Raw genomic sequence first — 18,177 nt, 5'->3', positions numbered from 1 at the left:
TTATCGTTGATCAATAAGGATCTTCGGAATGTCCTTTTTCTTCTGCTTCCTTGACCGCGTCGGCTGCTCCCTCTGCCCCAATCGGTTCCTGGGTGGAGCTGTTGCCATCAGATGCCATGCGAAGTCCTTCTTCCAACCTTTTTCCGTAATCTTCATCACATTGGTGACACATATCTATCATTTTGCTCTTGATGCGTTCATCACAAGGAGCAAGTGTATTCACCAGGTTGGTGATGAGTTCCTCGCGCTCCCATTCTTCAAAATGACGGTATGTGTCACCCGCCTGTCCAAAGTTGTTCGGACGATCAATGCTTTCCCGCACAACATGGCCAGAGGCAAACGGTGTATGCTCCTTGCCGCTTTGCTTTGCTTCTTTTAGTCCATCCGTTGTGGAAGGTTCATAGTTCACATGCGGATTTTGATTTTCGCCAAGGTCAACCTTATATTGCATTTGGCCGCCTCGCTGATTGGTCGCCACCCGCTTTTTCGGAGCATTGATCGGCAGCTGGAGGTAATTGGCCCCGACCCGGTAGCGCTGTGTATCGGAATAGGAGAAGGTGCGTCCAAGCAGCATTTTGTCATCTGAAAAATCCATGCCGTCCACAAGCACCCCGGTTCCGAACGCCGCCTGTTCCACCTCATTAAAATAATCCTCTGGGTTGCGGTCGAGGACCATTTTTCCTACAGGCAGCCATGGAAATTGGTCTTCCGGCCACAGCTTGGTATCGTCAAGCGGATCGAAATCCAGTTCGGGATGCTCGTCATCACTCATAATCTGAACAAGCAGCTCCCATTCCGGATACTCTCCTTTTTCGATATGCTCATATAAATCCTGTGTCGCATGGTTGAAATTCTTCCCTTGAAGCTCTTCCGCATCTTTCTGCGTCAGATTTTTGATGCCCTGCTTCGGCTCCCAATGATACTTTACCAGCACAGCCTCTCCCTCTGCATTGACCCAGCGGTACGTATTAACCCCTGATCCCTGCATCTGGCGATAGTTGGCCGGAATGCCCCACGGAGAAAACAGGAACGTAATCATGTGCATTGCTTCAGGTGAGCTTGAAATAAAATCAAAAATCCGTTGTCCGTCCTGAATGTTCGTTACCGGATCCGGCTTAAAGGCATGAATCAAATCCGGAAACTTAATGGCATCACGAATAAAGAAGATTTTCAGGTTGTTTCCAACAAGGTCCCAATTGCCATCTTCGGTATAGAATTTGACCGCAAATCCACGCGGGTCACGCAAGGTTTCCGGAGAATGGGTTCCGTGGGTAACGGTGGAAAAACGGACAAACAATGGCGTACGCTTTCCTTTTTCCTGAAACAATTTAGCTCTTGTATATTTGGAAGGATGTTCATTCCCTACTTTTCCATACGCTTCAAAATAACCGTGTGCTCCTGCCCCTCTGGCATGTACGACTCGTTCCGGCACACGTTCACGGTCAAAATGACTGATTTTTTCCAGAAAGTCGTAGTTCTCCAGCGTGGCTGGCCCACGATTGCCTACGGTCCGCATATTCTGGTTGTTGGTTACAGGATGTCCCTGACGGTTCGTCAGCGTTTGGTCATTTTCTTCTTTAGACTTTTTTTCATTCGGGTTGGACTGATCTTTATTCACGTTCGTACCTCCCTGGTAATATGTAGTCGCAATACCTACATTTCCCTTTACATGGTAAAAAAACACCTCATTTCCTAAAATTAGATAAATATAGAAAAAAAGCCCGCCTGAGAAAAGACGGACCTGTGTAAAATTTAATGTTTGAGCGTTTTGGCGAGTGCCAATGCACCGCTAAGGCCGGCATTGTCGCCAAGACCCGGAGGAACAATATAATTCCTGATATTTTCCTCTGTCAGCTGGCTGTGCTGCACATAACCGTTCAGCTGGCTGATCACCTGCTGACGTACCATTGGGAAAAGATGCTCTTGTTTCATCACGCCACCGCCGATCACCATCTTTTTCGGCGACAGGATGAGAATATAGTTTACAAGTGCCTGGGCCAGATAATACGCCTGTAATTCCCAGACTTCCGGTCTGTCGGCAAGTTCAATTCCTTTCTGTCCCCAGCGCTTTTCAAGCGCAGGGCCAGCCGCCATGCCTTCAAGGCAATCCTTATGGTACGGGCAGTTCCCTGCAAAGCTATCTTCCGGATGACGCCTGACCAGGATATGGCCCATTTCAGGATGCGTTAAGCCGTGCAGCAATTTGCCTTCGGTGATGGCTCCGACGCCGATTCCTGTTCCGACCGTCATATAAATACAGCTGTCCAGTCCTTTGGCCGCTCCCCATTCCATTTCTCCCATAGCGGCAGCGTTTACATCTGTGTCAAAAGCAACCGGTACGCGAATGTGCTTTTGAATCTCTCCGACCAAGTTGTATTGAGCCCAATGCGGCTTTGGCGTGCTGGTGATATATCCGTACGTATCGCTGTTTTTATTCAAATCCACTGGTCCAAACGAACCGATTCCCATCGCGCTGATTTCCTTGCTGCGAAAAAACTCCAGAACCTGTCCGATGGTTTCATCCGGTGTGGTGGTCGGGATGCTGACCCGCTCCAGCACCTTGCCGTCCTCATCTCCAATGCCGCAAATAAACTTGGTTCCTCCCGCTTCAATTGCCCCGAGCTTCATTCCGACTTCCTCCTCGCATTCAGTTCTTTTCTTGTTTAATGTACCATATTCACCGACCGCCAGTCGTACTTTTTCGCGGTAAAAAAAAGGCAGCCTCCTAAAAGAGACTGCGGCTTTTATTTGGTGCTGTGCGAAGTGATGAAGGAAGCATTTCCTTTTAAAGAAAATTTCTTTACCGTTGAAGGAACAATAAAATGGTCCCCCTTTTTGAATGACGAAGATCCGCTTTGCGTTTCAATTTCGCCTTCACCGTCAAGCACACTGACAAGAAGATACATCGGGTTATCCAGGTTCTCTGCTTTTCCATCCAGGTTCCAGTGGTAGACCGTAAAATAGGATTCTTTGATCAGCTTCTTGATCTCCAAACCGTCCTGTTTATCTTCAACCGGCTGAAAATCCGCATCCTGGTGGGGAATCATCGCTACCTCAATCGACTGCTTGATATGAAGTTCCCTCGTATTCCCCTGATCGTCCTTGCGATCATAATCGTATACACGATACGTGACGTCCGAGCTCTGCTGCGTTTCAAGGATCATCGTACCGGCACCAATGGCATGAATGGTGCCGTTTGGAACATAAACAAAATCCCCAGGCTGAATTTTCACTTTGCGGAGAAGCTTATCCCATTCTCCATCGTCGACCATTCGCTGAAATTCACTTTTCGATTTGGCATGGTGGCCGTACACGAGTTCAGCATTTTCCTCGCAATCTATAACATACCAGCATTCGGTTTTTCCAAATGGTTCGTCCTCTTCTTGTTGCGCATAGTCATCATCAGGGTGCACCTGAACAGATAGATTGGTCTTGGCATCCAGGATTTTTACAAGCAAAGGAAAATCGTTCCCCTCCTGTCCGGCGAAAAGCCCCCTGTGCTTTTGCCACGCCTGATCAAGCGTCATACCTTGAAGCGGACCATTGAGTATCGTGCTTGGACCGTTTGGATGGGCTGAAATTCCCCAGCACTCCCCGGTTGTTTCCGATGGAATCTCATAACCGAAAACTTCCCTGAGCTTCGTTCCTCCCCAAATCCGGTCTTTAAAAACAGGCTGCAAAAAAATTGGTTCCGCGTACATACCAACATCCCCTCATCATTTTCATCCAATAACAAAAGATACAGCTTCTATTTTACCTTATTCCCGTAAGATAGTGAAACCGTGAACAACGGAATCTTTTGTGGCAAAACTTCAAAAATTTTGCTTCGATGAAAAGAAATAGAGAGGATATGCTTGTGCTTTTAGCTTTGATAGGTCTTGCTTCCCCAGTAAAAGATGCTGTGCCCCCTCCATCTGATCTGCTGGGCTTTGCCATTGTACCGCTGTTCATAATGAAGATGCGCCCCTGTGCTTGCCCCGCTGCTTCCCACGGCTCCTATCTTTTCGCCGCGCTTCACCTGTTGCCCGAGCTTAACTTGAACACTGCTCAAATGAGCATAGAGCGTCTCCCATCTGCCGCCGTGTGAAATTACGATATACCGCCCGTAACTTCGATTTCCCAGGTTCCTGATTTTTACGACCTTCCCTGGCGCCGATGCGGTTACCTCGTCCCCCTCGTCATAAAGGCGGTTTAAATCCACTGCATTTTGAGGATTGTGGTTCATCCGTGTCTGGCCGATCCACACTTGTCCCGGAGGAAAAGGAATCTGGAAAACCGGGGATGCCGCCGCCTTTTCAAACGGAAGATCCAGCATCACCACCAGGCTGATCAAGAACATACCACCGATTAAAAGCATTTTGTATCGATTCAAAGATAAAACCTCCCGGAAGCTAACATGGTATATTTATTAGCTTGCTGGAAAGTAGTAAAAATACATATGGGAAAAGGTGTAAAAATCGATTACTTGCGGTTCAAGAAAAAAACAGTGCCCCTATAAGAGGCACTGCTGTACAAAACTAGATGATATTTTGCCTTGAAAGCTCGTTTTCCGTATTTTTCTGAAACAGCAGGCTAAGCACGATATAGGTGGCCAGTGATATCGCCACCGGCAAAACGACCGTATGCATTCCCCACAGGTTCGGGGCGAGCTGGTCCAGAAGGATATAGGACACTACGCCTCCCACAATCGATCCTGCTGCACCTGCGGCATTTCCTTTTTTCCAATAGAGTCCGAGAACCACCGGCCAGATAAACGCAGCTTCCAGCCCTCCAAAGGAAAACAGATTCAGCCAAATCAGAAGATCAGGCGGATGAAGAGCCACAAAGAAAACCAGGACACCGATAATGGTGGTCACCGAAAAACTGAGTCTCTTTACGGATTGCTCGCTCGCATCGGGTTTAATGTAGTTGATGTAAACATCCTTCACGATGGAGGAACTGACAATCAACAGAATCGAATTCACCGTGGACATGACCGCTGCCAGTGGTGCCGCCAGCACGATTCCGGCGAGCCATCCCGGCAGTACTTTCAATGCAAGAAGGGGCATGACTGTGTCTCCGACCTTAATACCCGGAATCACCACCCGCGCAAAGACACCCGTCAAATGCATGCCAAGCATGATGAATCCGACCACAAACGTGCCAATAATCATCGCCTGATGCATCGCTTTGGAATTACGGTAGGACATCGCCCTTACCGTAATTTGCGGCAGCCCGACAACACCTACCCCCACAAGAAGCCAAAAGGAAGACAGATACAGCGGCGTTAACGATTTGTCTGCGCCAAATGGCGTAATTAGATTCGGGTTCTCTGCCGAGAGCGTCGAAATAATATGAGGAACACCCCCGCCGGCGACAATGGTTCCGGCAAGAATGATCAATGTGCCGATGAACATAACGATGCCCATTAACGTATCGGTAATCACAACGGACCTGAATCCCCCAGCTACCACATACACCAGAACCGAGAACGAAAAAATAATTAAAGCTGTTGGATAGGAAACACCGGTAAAGGATTCAATCAGCCGGCCTCCGCCTACCCACTGCGCAGCGGTGGAGGAAAACAAGAAAATGCTTATGCTTGCAGCGGAAAAGATCACCACCCATTTGTTTTCATAGCGGGCTTTCAAAAAATCGATAAGGGTCACCGCATCAATTTTTCGGGCCACAATGGCAAATTTCTTCCCGAGGACCGCCAGGGTAAAGTATCCCGTAACTAGCTGGGCCATCGAAAGAAGCACCCAGCCAAGGCCGAGGTTATAGGCAATCCCTGGTCCTCCGATAAAGCTGCTGGCACTTCCGTATGTAGCAACCATTGTCAATGCCAGAACAAACCCGCCAAGATGCCGGCCTCCCAAAAAGTAATCTTTAAGAAACCCAGGTCCTTCTGTCACTTGGCGCGCTGTAAATAATCCTGCCAAAAACATAAGTATTAAAAAGCCGATCAAGGGGAGGAGTACTTCCCAGTTCATTTTTCCTCCCCCTTTGTCTCTTGATAGGTGTCTTCTTCAAAGGGCAATTCTTTAAAGAAAACCTTCACCATAACGTAAACAAGAATGGAAAAGACCACGAAACCGGCTACACAGCTGTAGAAAAACCACGCAGGCAATCCCCATATGTACTGATATTCTTTAACGGGTTTCCCTCCGAGTCCATAGGCAAACGCGTACCACCAGATAAAATTCAGAACTGCAAGGCCTATTCCCATGAGTGCTTCACGGTTGGATACTTTGAAACGAGGATCCATCGAAACAGCTCCTTTCACACTGTCACTATAACTCATCATTTGTCTATTATACATAAGATCATGGACAAAATCTAAAAGTGGAAAAATAAAACAGCCTAGCTGAGTGAAGCTACGCCGTTGATATTTTTATTTAATTGGATCAATCTGGCCGCGCAGCTCCCCGCCCGTGCAGAATTCGGAATACACATTAACATAAGCGTTTCCCGCGCTGATTTCTTCAATAAGTTTGGATAAAGGCATGCCTTGAAGTGGCCCAATTAAATCTTTGCTTGTGATATTGCCCGTTACAATCCCGGTGTTGATGCTGATCCCAGGGTTGATGTTACCAAATAAATACGCTGCCGCTGGACCATTTTTTCCAGCTGGTCCAATATGAATACGCACTTGGGTCAACTTTCTTACATTGTTGACTTGAATGCGGTAATGCAGCTTGTTGCCGTTGGAGCTTAGGACAAATTCGGTGGTGCCGGATGCCCGGGTATGAACAGGCGAAACTTCATTATCGCCTTTTAACCTGCATAAAAAATGCTTTAACAACAATCCAACCACTCCTTTCCGATAGCTATTGACAGTATATTCCGGAATGGAAAAGAGGCTTGTTTATTTATCTAGCTTTTAGAAAAATAGTGTATTTCCCAAGGAATTTTTGAAAAATAACCATACATTTTTTACAAAAATGAACAAACCGTGAATTTTTACGTAAAAACTATGAAAAAGGCTTAAAAATAAACTATATATTGTGAAAATTAAATAGACAGCATTCTATATCTAGTATAAAATGGGAATATATAGTGATACATACTTGAGGTGTGCAGTTATAAAACATTTTTCTGTATAGGGGGAATGGATATGACTCAGCAGAACATGGTTACGTTAAAACTTGAGATCGATGCCATCCGCTTAACAATGTACGTTATGAGCTCCACTGTAACCAACCTCGCAGACCCGCTACTTGTACAGTTAAGCCAGTTACTAGACCAAAAACTAAATGAACTTCACAATTGTGCTTAAAGCTGTCCCCTTGTTTGGGGACAGCTTTTTTAATCGATGAACCGCCGGCGCACTTCCGGTGAAGGAATCATGCATTGGTCTTTCTTTCCAAACCATTTATAGCGGTTTCTGGCAATCCATTCATAGAGCGCATCACGGGCCCGGCGCGGAATGAATTTGGCCAGAACCGCTAATTTCCACACGCCTCCAAGGTCTCTTGCAATCACTATCGCCGCATCTGACTTTTGGTAGGCTTCGCCGTCTTTAATATAAACCACGCTTTCAAATGAATCCGCAGGAAGACGGAAGTGCTGCAGAATCTGCTTCCCGGCTTCTGACTGCAGCGAACCATAGGAAATCGTCCCTTTTTTATCCTGCTTAATTAAAAAGTTTACGATGCTGTTGCAGAAGTTGCACACACCATCAAACAATAATACCGGGCCATTGCGCATGATGTTATCTCACCTTCCTTATATCGTCATCCCGTTTGAGAGCACTAATTTGTACGGCCGCTCTCCCCTCTCTTCCAAAAAGCGCTGCGCCTTACCTTCAGAGGATGGCGAACAAAAGTGAAGGTCGCAGTCCTTCAGTTTCAACACAAAGCAATCGGCTTTGAGATCAGAATCGTGATACGATCCGCCAGCCGGCAGATCCAGCCGTTCTTGCCACAGTGAAGAAGACACCCTGCTGTTATCTACCATAATTTTTAGATGTTCCATAGTCAATTCACCGGCAGGGTGATTCCCAATCATACCATTCTCCTTCAATTCCTTTTCCCTGCTCTCGTCAGACTTCAGCCAATCTATGAAAAAAGGAGGAGCTAATGTACCATCTGCCGCATTATACTGCAAGAAAAGGAGTTTCCATTCCAAGGTGGATCCGTCCTCTCTCTTCCGGCTTCCGGGAAGCAAACGGGTCTTTACTCCTTTTTGCTCAAACTGCTTCTTTACCTCTTGAATCCTGTCTGTACGAATGGCAAACTGTCCGGGACCTGGTTGATCAGGAAGATCCCTCAACAACTGGCCAATCAAAGGGTTTTCTGTCGCTTTTTGTGCAATCCCTTGTTCTTTTATCGCTAAGTATTCAACATAACGGAGGCCAAAATAACACAATGCATTGTGGGTTCCCCAGCTCTCGTGGCTTCCTCCAAATATCGGGTGAAGCCTCTGTCTCTTTAATTCTTCCATATGGCTGTCCAATGACTCGCCGGTAAAGTACACCAGGTGATCAAATGCATACATCTTCTTTCTCCTTCCCACATCATACCTTTAGTAAAAAGGCAGCAATGCTTTTACATTGCCGCCATTGAGTTTTCTATACAGTTACTTCTTCCTTTTTACCAAGCATTTTTTCCGCTGTTCTGACAAACATGGCGACTCCCCGCTCCAGGGCGTCCTCATCGATTGTAAAACGGGCGTGATGATGCGGATAGGTAATGCCCTTCTCCTCATTTCTGGCACCTGTAAAGAAAAAGCAGCCGTCGGTTTGCTGTAAAAACGCAGAGAAGTCCTCTCCCACCATCGTAGGCTTCATCTGTTCCACGCTTTCTCCGCCGTATAGTTCTTCAGCGGTTTCCTGCAGCAGCCGTGTAACATTATCTTCATTGATGACGGCACGGTAGCCTTTTTCATACTTAAACTCATAGGCCGCACCGTGGGCTTCCGTAATTCCTTTGATGACCCGCTCCATAAGCAGTGGAGCCTGGTCCCGTATTTCAGGATCAAAGCTTCTAACGGTTCCGCACAATTCCACTGATCCCGGGATAACATTATGGGTGGTTCCCCCTGTAAACTTGGTTACGGAAATCACCAGCTGGCCGAGAGGATCAATGTTGCGGGATACAATGTGCTGCAGGTTGGTGACCACCTGCGAAGCGACTGCGATGCTGTCAATGGTCTGATGCGGAAGTGCTGCATGTCCGCCCTTTCCTGTTACGGTCAGGAAAAAGGTATCCGGTGCAGCCATCATCGGCCCGTAAACGATTCCTATTTTGCCAACTTCAAGTGGTGACCAAAGATGGGTTCCAATGACTGCATCCACACCGTCCATGACACCCGCCTGAACCATTTCTTCAGCACCGCCCGGGAAAACTTCCTCGGCATGCTGAAAGATAAACCGGATTTCTCCTTTCATCTGATCCTTTTTTTGTGAAAGGATCTTGGCCGCTCCCAAAAGCATCGCTGTATGGCCATCATGGCCACAAGCATGCATTACACCAGAATTTTGGGAGATAAAATCAACGTCGTTTTCTTCCGTAATGGGCAGTGCATCAATATCCGCCCGAATGGCAAGCACACGGCCCTTTTCGCTCCCGGTCAACTTTGCCATAACACTGTTTTTTGTGGGGCGGGAGAGCTCCAGGTTTCCAAACGACTCAAGGGTTTCGTATATAAATTGCGAGGTTTGTTCCTCGTGGAATGACAATTCGGGATTTCTATGCAAATGCCGGCGCCATTCAATGACCTGATCCTTCAGTTCTCTGCTTTCTTTCACTGCGGGTAATACCTTCATGACTCGTCACTTCCTCTGTTGTATATGGTGGTCATTATATAAGAAATGAAATAATTCGAAAAGATTTAATATACTGACATCTTAATTGTACAAAAAGACTTTAATAAAAGTGCCTCTCAGGGAAAAGGATATGATAAAAGGAGGCGTGCGTCATGGATGAAAAGAAAGAAGGAATCGGGCAACCATCTGAAAGCAATCGTGAGGATGTGTCACCTGATGAGGTGTATGAAGAACTGGAGTTTTCAGATCAGGCGGTAATCAGCGGCATCGTTCATCATCTTGCTCACCCGAGTGAAGAGGAAGAAGAATGCTGATCACAACAAAAGACCAGTACCCATGCACACAGCATAAGGTACTGGCTCTTTACGTTTAGGCTTTGACGTCGCGCTTTTGAAAGACGGCAAAGGTAATAATCAAAAAGAGAGCTGAATAGATCGCAAGCATCCCAAGCGAAAAGGATAAAGACATTCCCTTTACCACTTGAAGTCCTTCATCCAGGTACTGGGTAAGATCCATGTTCGGAAACAGCGTGTATTTCGCCCATGACTTGCTGCTGATAAACAGAACGAGCGCATTTCCTGCAAATGTAAGAAACAAGGAAATCCCGATGGCTACAGAACTGCTGTAGAAAAGGGTTGAAACCATAAAGGCAAGAAAAACCGTTACCGCAAACTCGATAAACTCCAATCCCATGTTGGCCAGCACATATTCTGAGATGAGCTTTTCATGGACCTTGTCGTCAATCATTGACAAATATGGCTGATCCATCCCGCCAAACCCATACAAAATACTGCCGAACAGCCATGTAGCAACAACGAGAATCACCCAAAGGAAAAAGGCGAAGGCCAAGGTGGCGATCAGCTTGGAAAGGAGAATCTTCCACCTGCTGTATGGACGGATGAGCAGCATCTTGATGGTTCCTTTGGCAAATTCTCCGGCCACAATATCACTGGCTATCACAATTACGAACAAGCCCAGCAGGGAGGAAAGAGGCGCCATGTCTTTCATGAACTTCCAGCTTGTTGTTTCATAAGGAGAGATATCATTTTTCAATGCGTATTGATTTTGTTTATACTCGTTTTCGAGCGACTGGGCAACAAATTTTGGACTGTTGTCCTTTTTGGCTTCAGCAATCTGGCTCTTTAACTCTTTATTTTGTTGAGTGACCTCCTGCTTCCAGTTGGATTTTACAGTGTCGTCTTCCGTCACTTTTCCGTAAATGGCTACGCCTAAAACGATCAAAATAGGAAGCGCGATAAATACCCATGTCCGGGTTCTGCTGAAAATCTTGATCCATTCATTACTGACCAGCGACAGAAACTTCATTCAGATTCCCTCCTTTTCCAGTCATTTCAAGGAAGCGCTCTTCCAACGTTTTCTTTTTCACCTGGATCCCATACACCAAAAAACCGGCTTCAACGAGCCTTTTGTTGATATCGCCGATTTCCTGATTTGTGTTTGCTTCTACAATCAGTTCCTTTTCGGACACCTCCACTGTTTTTTCCGGAAAGTGTTCAGCAAGGAGAGATTTGGCTTCGTTCATTTCGTTTTCCAGCAGGAAGTGCACCCTGGCCTGCGCCTGATCGGTTACATTCGTCACATTATCAATTCGGACGAGTTTCCCATGTTGCATAACAGCCACTCTGTCACACATCAATTCCATTTCGGCCAGAATATGACTGGATACGACGACAGAAGTTCCCTGGTCGGCAAGCAGCCGCAAATAGTTTCTGAGATCGTGCATTCCCTGCGGATCCAATCCATTGGTCGGTTCATCCAGAATGAGGAGGGAGGGACGATGCAGCAGTGCCTGCGCAACACCCAGCCGCTGTCTCATGCCCAGAGAATAGGTTTTCACCTTTTTATGGATGGCCTGTTCCAGATCCACCAGCTTTACCACTTCATCAATCCGTTCCCTGGTGACGCCGGGCAATATGCGCGCATATTGCATGAGATTCTTATATCCGGTTAAATAATCATACATCTGTGGATTTTCAACAATGGCTCCAATCTGTTCCATTGCTTTTTCATAGTTTTTACGGATATCAAGACCGTTTACCAGGATTTCGCCCCCGCTCATGGAGATCAAGCCCACAATCATGCGGATGGTGGTTGTTTTGCCTGCTCCGTTCGGACCGAGAAGTCCAAAGATCTCCCCCTTCCTCACCCCAAAGGACAGGTGGTCCACCACATTCTTCCCTTTCATCTTTTTCGTCACTTCTTTTAACTCCAAGGTATGTACAGTTTCCATACTTCCTCCTTTAACTTTGTTACTGCCTTTACAACTTTTCCAAATACTAACATATTACACAATATAATACGGGTCAATAGGCGAAGAAGTTTCATGTTCTTGCCAGAACCAAAAAAACTCCTTTATGCGCGCTTGTCATAAAGGAGGAAAGTTTGTATTTCATTCGATCTATTGCATCAGGACATAGGAACCCAGTGAAGGCAATCGCACTACTCCATTAAAGATCTCTCCTGTCATAACATCCTTCCAGTTGCCCTTGGGCAGTGTCAGCCTGTGGCTGGCGGTGGTGGAATGATTCAATAAGCATAGATATTTCTTACCGCCTTTGCCGGTGCGGACTACCATTTCCACATCATCAGGAAGTTCAAGCATTCCAACACCGGCCTCTTTGAAAATATCTTTATAAAGGCGCATCAAAAAGTATTCTTCTACCGCAGTGCCAATGTAATAAACAACGCCTTTTCCGTATCTGTTTCTGGTTATAGCCGGTTCGCCTTCGTAATACGCATCGCGGTATACACCGATTACGTCTGCCGATATGGACTGAATGATATCACACCATACCGTTGCCGGTGACAGTATGTCCTTAATATTTCCCTTGGTGCCTCGTACCCTTGTTTGTTGACCGGGCTGAAGGGCTTCGAACTCTTTGACGTAAACGCCCGCAAGCTCTGCGAGCTCCCCGGGCAGGGTCAGCTCTGTCAACGCATTGTTCGGTTCTTTCAAGCCCGAACGGTAAGAAAGGACGACCGTGCCTCCCTCCGCCGAAAACTTTTTCAGTTTTTCCGTAAATTCTGGATCTGTCAGGAAATATACAGGAGCAACCACGACTTTCAGGCCATCAAGGGTGCTTTTTGGTGATACGATGCATGTCGCACTGTTGAGATGATAAGCGCCATAGTAAAAACGAAGAAGTTCCTGTTTGTAATCGAATGCCCCGCTTTGCGGCTGAATGCGCCATGCCCAGGCATTTTCCACATCGTAATACATCCCCACTTCAGGGATATAATCGGAAGCAACCCATTCATCTCCGAACGTTTTAAGTGCGGCAATGGTCTCTTTCACCTCTTCAAATTTCCTTTTTGGCTTTCCATCATGACCAAGGATGCCGTGGCTGAACTGCTCGGTACCAAACAGGGAAGAACGCCACCGGAAATAAAGAATTGCTTCGGCCCCGCGTGCAATGGCCTGATACGTCCAAAGCCTGATCTGCCCCGGCCGTGGAAGATAGCCGGTATGATTCCAACCTTGTGCCCCCGTAATCTCTTCCATAACCCAAAAGCCCTTTCCATCCTTTGTTGAACGGCAGATGTCATGCTGCATGGCTATGGACGCCGGTGTGGCGGGTTCGGGGCTGCTTCCCCACACCGGATAGTTGCCACTGGAAACAAAATCCAGATTTTCGGCCATATCCCTCTGGTCGATGGCCTGTTCATTAAATACAAAATTATGGGTAATAAATTGGTGATCGGAAATCATTTCCCGCAACAGATCAACCTGCAGCTTGCTGTAGGCTGTATAGCTCGCTGCACAAAAACGGTCAAAATCAAGAAGCAATCCGGGATTATGCTGCTGGTACACGTTCAACGGCAATGGTATCTGCTCCCATTCCGTATAGGTCTGGCCCCAAAAGGCAGTTCCCCAGGCTTCGTTTACAGCCTCAAGGCTGCCATAACGATTTTGAAGCCAAAACAAAAAGGATGTACGGTCCTCATTTCCATAACTGCGGTCTGACTTCTCATGGCCAAATTCATTATCAATCTGCCATCCGATCACATCCGGATGATGACCATATTTTTCCGCCAGCTTATGCACTACTTTTTCTGTAAACCGTTGATAGGTTGTGCTGTTAACCGTATAGTGCCGGCGCCCCCCAAATGAAATGGGATTGCCGTTTCGATCCGTCGGCAGGATGTCCGGATACTTCTGCACCATCCATGCAGGAGGTGCGGCTGTTGGAGTGCCCAGTACGATTTTAATTCCATTTTCGGTCAATTCATCAATGATTTCATTCAAAAGACTAAAATCATAAACGCCTTCTTCCGGCTCAATCAAATGCCAACCGTATTCCGCCATCCGAACAACATTGACACCAAGCTCCTTCATCAATCTGATATCTTCAGTCCATCTTGATTTTGGCCATTGTTCAGGGTAATAATCCACTCCCATATACAAGCTGAATCGCTCCTTTGTCTGCATGCTCAGATTTCTCTCACATGCCAAGTGCTTTAAAAACACGGGCTGTCCAAGAAGTCTGGAAGCCGTTGATTTTCGTTGAAGATTTTTTACGCAAAAAGGGATGCCTGAAGGTCGATTTTTGACTTTCAGGACAGCCCCCGTCAAAGCTTCTTTCAGTTGTAGAATACCCTTTTTACGAGCCACAAATGCCTATTGAGCGGAATAACCGTCCGGATGATTCACATGCCAATTCCATGCATGTTTGACGATTTCCTTCAAATCTGGATATTGAGGAATCCATCCCAGTTCATCCTTCGCTTTTTGCGATGATGCAATCAGAACAGCCGGATCACCCGCTCTTCTTGGCGAGGAGACCGCTTGAATCTCCCGTCCGGTCATCTCCCTGCATGTTTCAATCACTTCTTTGACCGAAAACCCCGTGCCATTACCCAGGTTGTACACGCCGCTCTCCTCTGTGCTTTTGAGCTTTTCGAGGGCCAGATAATGAGCCTCCGCCAAGTCCATCACATGGATGTAATCGCGAATGCATGTCCCGTCTTCCGTTTTGTAATCCTCTCCGAAAATCGAAACATGCGGCCGCTTGCCGAGAGCCGCTTCCAGAACGATCGGAATAAGGTGAGATTCCGGTGTATGGTCTTCGCCAATTCTGCCTTCAGGATCTGCTCCTGCCGCATTAAAATAACGAAGGGCTACCGACTTCAAGCCATAGGCCTGATCCGCCCAAAAAAGAAGTTTCTCTATAGCCAGTTTGGTTTCACCATACGGGTTTCCTGGAACCGTGCGGTCACTTTCCGAAATAGGAACCGTTTCAGGCTCACCGTATACCGCTGCCGTGGATGAAAAAACAATCTTTTTCACGCCGTTTTTCACCATGCGGTCTACTAAATTCAAAGACCCTGCTACATTATTTTGATAATAGGAGATTGGATGTTCCACACTTTCTCCTACCAGTGAATTTGCTGCAAAATGGATGACTGCTTCAATTTCATTTTCTGCAAACACGGCATCAAGCAGCTCACTGTCATGAAGGTCTCCTTTATAAAAGGAAACGCCCTCCATAACCGCTTCCTGGTGGCCTTTTTGCAGGTTATCGAATACAACTACTTTTTCCCCTTTATTCAGCAAATGCAGCACCGCATGACTTCCGATATAACCTGCACCGCCTGTAACTAAGATTGCCATTATCGTTTCACCCCGTTAAGTTCTTTCACTCCGTCTCCAATTTCGCAAACATAAAAGTCAGGCACTAAACCTGTTCTTTCCGTATATCGGCCAGCTACGTTTTCTTTGAAATCTTCCACCTGTTCCTCTTTTACAATAGAAATGGTACAACCGCCGAACCCGGCACCGGTCATTCTTGTTCCAATGCACCCGGGCTGCTCTTTTTGAAGATCAAAAAGCGTGTCGAGCTCTGTACCTGTCACTTCATAATCATCTCTTAGTGACATGTGGGATTCGTTCATATATAAACCAAAGGCAGTGATATCTCTGTTTTCAAGCGCAGCGACCGCCTTCTGCACACGGTTATCTTCGGTTACCACGTGTCTTACCCTTCTCCTGATCACTTCATCCTCTATATACTGTTCTACTTTTTTGAATTGAAAAGGAGTCAGCTCACCAAGGGTCTCTATATCTTTCAAATGCTGCTGAATGATTTGGAGCCCCTGCTCGCATTGGCTTCTTCGCTCATTATACTTGGAATCGGCCAGCCCCCTGCGTTTATTGGTGTTGGTAATCACAAGCTTGTAACCTTCTATTTCAAGTGGAATCATCTCAAATTCATAGGTTTGGCAATTGAGAAATACAGCTTCATTCCTTTTGCCGAAGCCTACAGCAAACTGGTCCATAATTCCGCTGTTTACCCCAATAAATTCATTTTCCATGCGCTGACACAGCTTGGCAAGCTCCAGCATATCGATTTCGCTGTTTTCAACCGCTGAAAAAGCAAACGCACTGACCATTCCGATGGATGCGGAAGAAGAAAGACCTGCACCATTCGGAATATTGCCATGGTATAACACATCTGCGCCAGAAAGAGAGATTCCGCTTTTCTGCAGCTGTAAAAGAATGCCCTTTGGATAATTAGCCCAGTCATCAGCATCGTAAAAAACGATAGGCTGATTGGCATCCACAGTTACTTCCTGCGGAAAATTTCCACTCTTCAAACGGTAAATCCCATCTTGTCTCTTGCGCACGGCCATATACGTGCCGATCGACAGTGCCGCAGGAAAAACATAGCCGCCATTGTAATCCGTGTGCTCCCCAATCAAATTGACCCTTCCTGGCGCAAAGAAAAGTCGAACCTCGTCGGTATTTCCCGGAAAATAGTTTAGAAATTGTTCTGCGAGCTGTTGCTCCATTCTTATTTCCCCCTCTTTTCATGATATCGCTGTATGCAGTTCCGCAAAATTTCTGCGTTGTCTTCTACTTTTGTCGGATTGGCCGATGCCCATCCACCGGTTTCAGAGGAAGAATTGTATTTTATTTTATCACTTGCACGAAGCGGAGGATAAAATTCAATGTGGAACCGGTAAAAATCGTTATAGTCATCCTTTCTGTCTGAAGGCCGCTGGTGCATGACCATCATATACGGAAATAGTTTATCGTAAATCAAATCCATGCCGCCAACGAGTTCCTGAAGCATATCGCCAAGTTCCATTTTTTCCTCTTCGGAAAACTCGGTGATGGCTGTTTTTTCATCTTTGCCGACAATATAGGCGCCATAGGGATAGTCTGTAAAAAACGGAATGAACGCGATAAAATGCTCGGTTTCCAATATCACCCGCTCACCAAACCTTTTTTCCTCTGCTATCATATCGTCAAACATGTTGCGGTTATTCTCTTCGAAATACTCTTTGCAGGCATTGAGTTCTGTTTTTACTTTTAACGGGACAAATGGATAAGCATACACCTGACCATGTGGATGAGGCATGGTTACTCCGACTTCCTCTCCCCGGTTTTCAAAAATCATGACATATTCGTGGTTAGGATCTTGCTCCAGCTGTACGAACGTATCCGTCCACAGGTCCATCAGCTTCTTCATATGCTCCCGTGAAAGATCCGGGATGGTATCGTAGTGGCCGGGTGAATACAGAACCACTTCACATTTCCCATGCGCTTCTCTTGTTTGATACAGGCTTCCACCAACTGCATCCGGCTGCGGTGGATTCGGTGACAGCACAGGGAAGTCATTATGATATAAATGAACATCATAGTGATCAGGAACTTTTCCGGAACCCGGGCAAAACGGACAAAAGTCCTTCGGCATGTGCGGGCGGTTCTGCCGGCTTGCCGCTACCATCGTCCAGTCCTTTAATAAAGGATTATAACGTAACTCAGCCATTGTATTTCCTCCTAGTGTGTATTTATTAAGTGTTGTAAAAAACGTCACACGTCTATTGAACTTTGTTAAATTAAATTATTAAGTTGATACCAGATTACCACAAGTGAAAAGGTTTGCATACCCAGAGACACCATTTTTACAATAAAAAACCGGGAGAGCTTCCCGGTTTTTCAGCCTTCGATGTAATTGGAGATTTCAATCAGGTTCTCATCCGGATCACGAATATATACAGAAGTAATCGGTCCCTCGGCTCCCGTTCTTTCCACCGGTCCTTCGAGCAAAGATACTTCATGATTTTCCAGGTGTTTTATCACATGGTTTAAAGGGATATCCGTGATAAAACACAAATCCGCAGAGCCTGGCAAGGGTGTTCCAGCTTTTGGTTCGAATTCCCGGCCCGCTTGATGAAGATTGATTTTTTGGATCCCGAACGTAAGCGCTTTTCTTCCCTGTCGAAAAGTCTCTACCTTCATGCCTAACACTCTGGAATAAAATTCACAGGTCTTTTCTATATCCTTTACCGTCAAAACCAAGTGGTCCAGCCGCCGAATTTCCAAACTCAGTCCTCCATTTCATTGAATGATCTGTTAAGTAAATTTTATCAAACCCATCTCTTTCTATCCATAATGATAAAAA

General features: G+C 46.3%; 19 protein-coding genes. 2 read left to right on the top strand and 17 right to left on the bottom strand.

Features of this window, described 5'->3' with window-relative positions; translation table 11 throughout:
• Positions 1-10: 10 nt before the first annotated feature.
• The 7 genes from DMO16_RS17590 to DMO16_RS17560 all read right to left on the bottom strand — a co-directional run bounded on the left by DMO16_RS17590 (position 11) and on the right by DMO16_RS17560 (position 6,787).
• Entirely contained in the window at positions 11-1,618 is a 1,608-nt protein-coding gene (locus DMO16_RS17590) for a catalase (RefSeq protein ID WP_129478910.1), read from the bottom strand.
• Between the two features lie 134 nt (positions 1,619-1,752).
• Positions 1,753-2,628: an ROK family protein gene (locus DMO16_RS17585; RefSeq protein WP_129478908.1), complete on the bottom strand. Its 876-nt coding sequence runs from the start codon at positions 2,626-2,628 to the stop codon at positions 1,753-1,755.
• A 116-nt stretch (positions 2,629-2,744) separates the two neighbouring features.
• A complete protein-coding gene (gene manA, locus DMO16_RS17580; protein ID WP_129478906.1) occupies positions 2,745-3,701 on the bottom strand; it encodes a mannose-6-phosphate isomerase, class I in 957 nt (318 codons plus the stop codon).
• 161 nt (positions 3,702-3,862) lie between these two features.
• Positions 3,863-4,372 carry a M23 family metallopeptidase gene (locus DMO16_RS17575; protein ID WP_061973672.1) on the bottom strand — a complete coding sequence of 170 codons (510 nt, stop codon included), beginning with the start codon at positions 4,370-4,372 and terminating at the stop codon, positions 3,863-3,865.
• 145 nt (positions 4,373-4,517) lie between these two features.
• Positions 4,518-5,972, bottom strand: a complete 1,455-nt coding sequence (gene panF / locus DMO16_RS17570) for a sodium/pantothenate symporter (RefSeq protein WP_129478903.1) — start codon at positions 5,970-5,972, stop codon at positions 4,518-4,520.
• The gene (locus tag DMO16_RS17565) at positions 5,969-6,247 is read right to left on the bottom strand and encodes a YhdT family protein (protein WP_082635860.1); all 279 of its coding nucleotides are present in this window, start codon (positions 6,245-6,247) and stop codon (positions 5,969-5,971) included. Before DMO16_RS17565 ends, panF begins: the two co-directional genes overlap by 4 nt.
• A 126-nt stretch (positions 6,248-6,373) precedes the next feature.
• Complete coding sequence (locus DMO16_RS17560; protein ID WP_164988949.1) at positions 6,374-6,787, bottom strand: CHRD domain-containing protein; 414 nt, start codon at positions 6,785-6,787, stop codon at positions 6,374-6,376.
• 309 nt (positions 6,788-7,096) lie between these two features.
• Between DMO16_RS17560 and DMO16_RS17555 the strand changes: the two genes are divergently transcribed.
• Positions 7,097-7,258 (top strand): Spo0E family sporulation regulatory protein-aspartic acid phosphatase, encoded by a 162-nt coding sequence (locus tag DMO16_RS17555; RefSeq protein ID WP_162264559.1) that lies wholly within the window; start codon positions 7,097-7,099, stop codon positions 7,256-7,258.
• Between the two features lie 29 nt (positions 7,259-7,287).
• On the opposite strand, the gene DMO16_RS17550 is transcribed toward DMO16_RS17555, so the two are convergent.
• The 3 genes from DMO16_RS17550 to DMO16_RS17540 all read right to left on the bottom strand — a co-directional run bounded on the left by DMO16_RS17550 (position 7,288) and on the right by DMO16_RS17540 (position 9,748).
• Complete coding sequence (locus DMO16_RS17550) at positions 7,288-7,689, bottom strand: thiol-disulfide oxidoreductase DCC family protein (RefSeq protein WP_129478897.1); 402 nt, start codon at positions 7,687-7,689, stop codon at positions 7,288-7,290.
• 18 nt (positions 7,690-7,707) lie between these two features.
• Positions 7,708-8,478: a VOC family protein gene (locus tag DMO16_RS17545; protein ID WP_129478895.1), complete on the bottom strand. Its 771-nt coding sequence runs from the start codon at positions 8,476-8,478 to the stop codon at positions 7,708-7,710.
• Positions 8,479-8,551: 73 nt separating this feature from the next.
• Positions 8,552-9,748, bottom strand: coding sequence for a M20 family metallopeptidase (locus DMO16_RS17540; protein WP_129478893.1), 1,197 nt, complete (start codon positions 9,746-9,748; stop codon positions 8,552-8,554).
• Positions 9,749-9,900: 152 nt separating this feature from the next.
• On the opposite strand from DMO16_RS17540, the gene DMO16_RS24375 reads away from it, so the two are divergent.
• Complete coding sequence (locus DMO16_RS24375; protein ID WP_156412589.1) at positions 9,901-10,062, top strand: hypothetical protein; 162 nt, start codon at positions 9,901-9,903, stop codon at positions 10,060-10,062.
• A 55-nt stretch (positions 10,063-10,117) separates the two neighbouring features.
• Here DMO16_RS24375 and DMO16_RS17535 read toward each other — a convergent pair whose 3' ends face one another.
• The 7 genes from DMO16_RS17535 to DMO16_RS17505 all read right to left on the bottom strand — a co-directional run bounded on the left by DMO16_RS17535 (position 10,118) and on the right by DMO16_RS17505 (position 18,098).
• Positions 10,118-11,074 carry an ABC transporter permease gene (locus DMO16_RS17535; protein WP_129478891.1) on the bottom strand — a complete coding sequence of 319 codons (957 nt, stop codon included), beginning with the start codon at positions 11,072-11,074 and terminating at the stop codon, positions 10,118-10,120.
• Positions 11,049-11,999, bottom strand: a complete 951-nt coding sequence (locus DMO16_RS17530) for an ABC transporter ATP-binding protein (protein WP_129478889.1) — start codon at positions 11,997-11,999, stop codon at positions 11,049-11,051. The genes DMO16_RS17535 and DMO16_RS17530 overlap by 26 nt, the downstream gene beginning before the upstream one ends.
• Before the next feature lie 168 nt (positions 12,000-12,167).
• Entirely contained in the window at positions 12,168-14,198 is a 2,031-nt protein-coding gene (locus DMO16_RS17525) for a beta-galactosidase (protein ID WP_241840586.1), read from the bottom strand.
• Positions 14,199-14,387: 189 nt separating this feature from the next.
• Positions 14,388-15,380: a UDP-glucose 4-epimerase GalE gene (gene galE, locus DMO16_RS17520; RefSeq protein WP_129478887.1), complete on the bottom strand. Its 993-nt coding sequence runs from the start codon at positions 15,378-15,380 to the stop codon at positions 14,388-14,390.
• Positions 15,380-16,558 carry a galactokinase gene (locus DMO16_RS17515; protein ID WP_129478885.1) on the bottom strand — a complete coding sequence of 393 codons (1,179 nt, stop codon included), beginning with the start codon at positions 16,556-16,558 and terminating at the stop codon, positions 15,380-15,382. Before DMO16_RS17515 ends, galE begins: the two co-directional genes overlap by 1 nt.
• A gap of 2 nt (positions 16,559-16,560) precedes the next feature.
• Complete coding sequence (galT, locus tag DMO16_RS17510; protein WP_129478883.1) at positions 16,561-17,541, bottom strand: galactose-1-phosphate uridylyltransferase; 981 nt, start codon at positions 17,539-17,541, stop codon at positions 16,561-16,563.
• Between the two features lie 170 nt (positions 17,542-17,711).
• On the bottom strand, positions 17,712-18,098 hold the full coding sequence (locus DMO16_RS17505; RefSeq protein ID WP_061973651.1) for a VOC family protein: 387 nt from the start codon (positions 18,096-18,098) through the stop codon (positions 17,712-17,714).
• Between the last annotated feature and the right edge of the window lie 79 nt (positions 18,099-18,177).

It is taken from the genome of Fictibacillus sp. S7 (genome assembly GCF_004127935.1).
Classification (GTDB): Bacteria; Bacillota; Bacilli; order Bacillales; family Fictibacillaceae; genus Fictibacillus_C; species Fictibacillus_C enclensis.
This window is presented reverse-complemented; position numbering and strand designations above follow the sequence as displayed.

Bases quoted from the DNA above. Each gene is read 5' to 3' on its own strand.
- DMO16_RS17535 (WP_129478891.1), bottom strand. From the start codon at position 11,074: ATGAAGTTTCTGTCGCTGGTCAGTAATGAATGGATCAAGATTTTCAGC.
- manA (WP_129478906.1), bottom strand. From the start codon at position 3,701: ATGTACGCGGAACCAATTTTTTTGCAGCCTGTTTTTAAAGACCGGATT.
- DMO16_RS17515 (WP_129478885.1), bottom strand. From the start codon at position 16,558: ATGGAGCAACAGCTCGCAGAACAATTTCTAAACTATTTTCCGGGAAAT.
- DMO16_RS17545 (WP_129478895.1), bottom strand. From the start codon at position 8,478: ATGTATGCATTTGATCACCTGGTGTACTTTACCGGCGAGTCATTGGAC.
- DMO16_RS24375 (WP_156412589.1), top strand. From the start codon at position 9,901: ATGGATGAAAAGAAAGAAGGAATCGGGCAACCATCTGAAAGCAATCGT.
- panF (WP_129478903.1), bottom strand. From the start codon at position 5,972: ATGAACTGGGAAGTACTCCTCCCCTTGATCGGCTTTTTAATACTTATG.
- DMO16_RS17530 (WP_129478889.1), bottom strand. From the start codon at position 11,999: ATGGAAACTGTACATACCTTGGAGTTAAAAGAAGTGACGAAAAAGATG.
- DMO16_RS17585 (WP_129478908.1), bottom strand. From the start codon at position 2,628: ATGAAGCTCGGGGCAATTGAAGCGGGAGGAACCAAGTTTATTTGCGGC.
- DMO16_RS17540 (WP_129478893.1), bottom strand. From the start codon at position 9,748: ATGAAGGTATTACCCGCAGTGAAAGAAAGCAGAGAACTGAAGGATCAG.
- DMO16_RS17565 (WP_082635860.1), bottom strand. From the start codon at position 6,247: ATGGATCCTCGTTTCAAAGTATCCAACCGTGAAGCACTCATGGGAATA.
- galE (WP_129478887.1), bottom strand. From the start codon at position 15,380: ATGGCAATCTTAGTTACAGGCGGTGCAGGTTATATCGGAAGTCATGCG.
- DMO16_RS17555 (WP_162264559.1), top strand. From the start codon at position 7,097: ATGACTCAGCAGAACATGGTTACGTTAAAACTTGAGATCGATGCCATC.
- galT (WP_129478883.1), bottom strand. From the start codon at position 17,541: ATGGCTGAGTTACGTTATAATCCTTTATTAAAGGACTGGACGATGGTA.
- DMO16_RS17550 (WP_129478897.1), bottom strand. From the start codon at position 7,689: ATGCGCAATGGCCCGGTATTATTGTTTGATGGTGTGTGCAACTTCTGC.
- DMO16_RS17525 (WP_241840586.1), bottom strand. From the start codon at position 14,198: ATGCAGACAAAGGAGCGATTCAGCTTGTATATGGGAGTGGATTATTAC.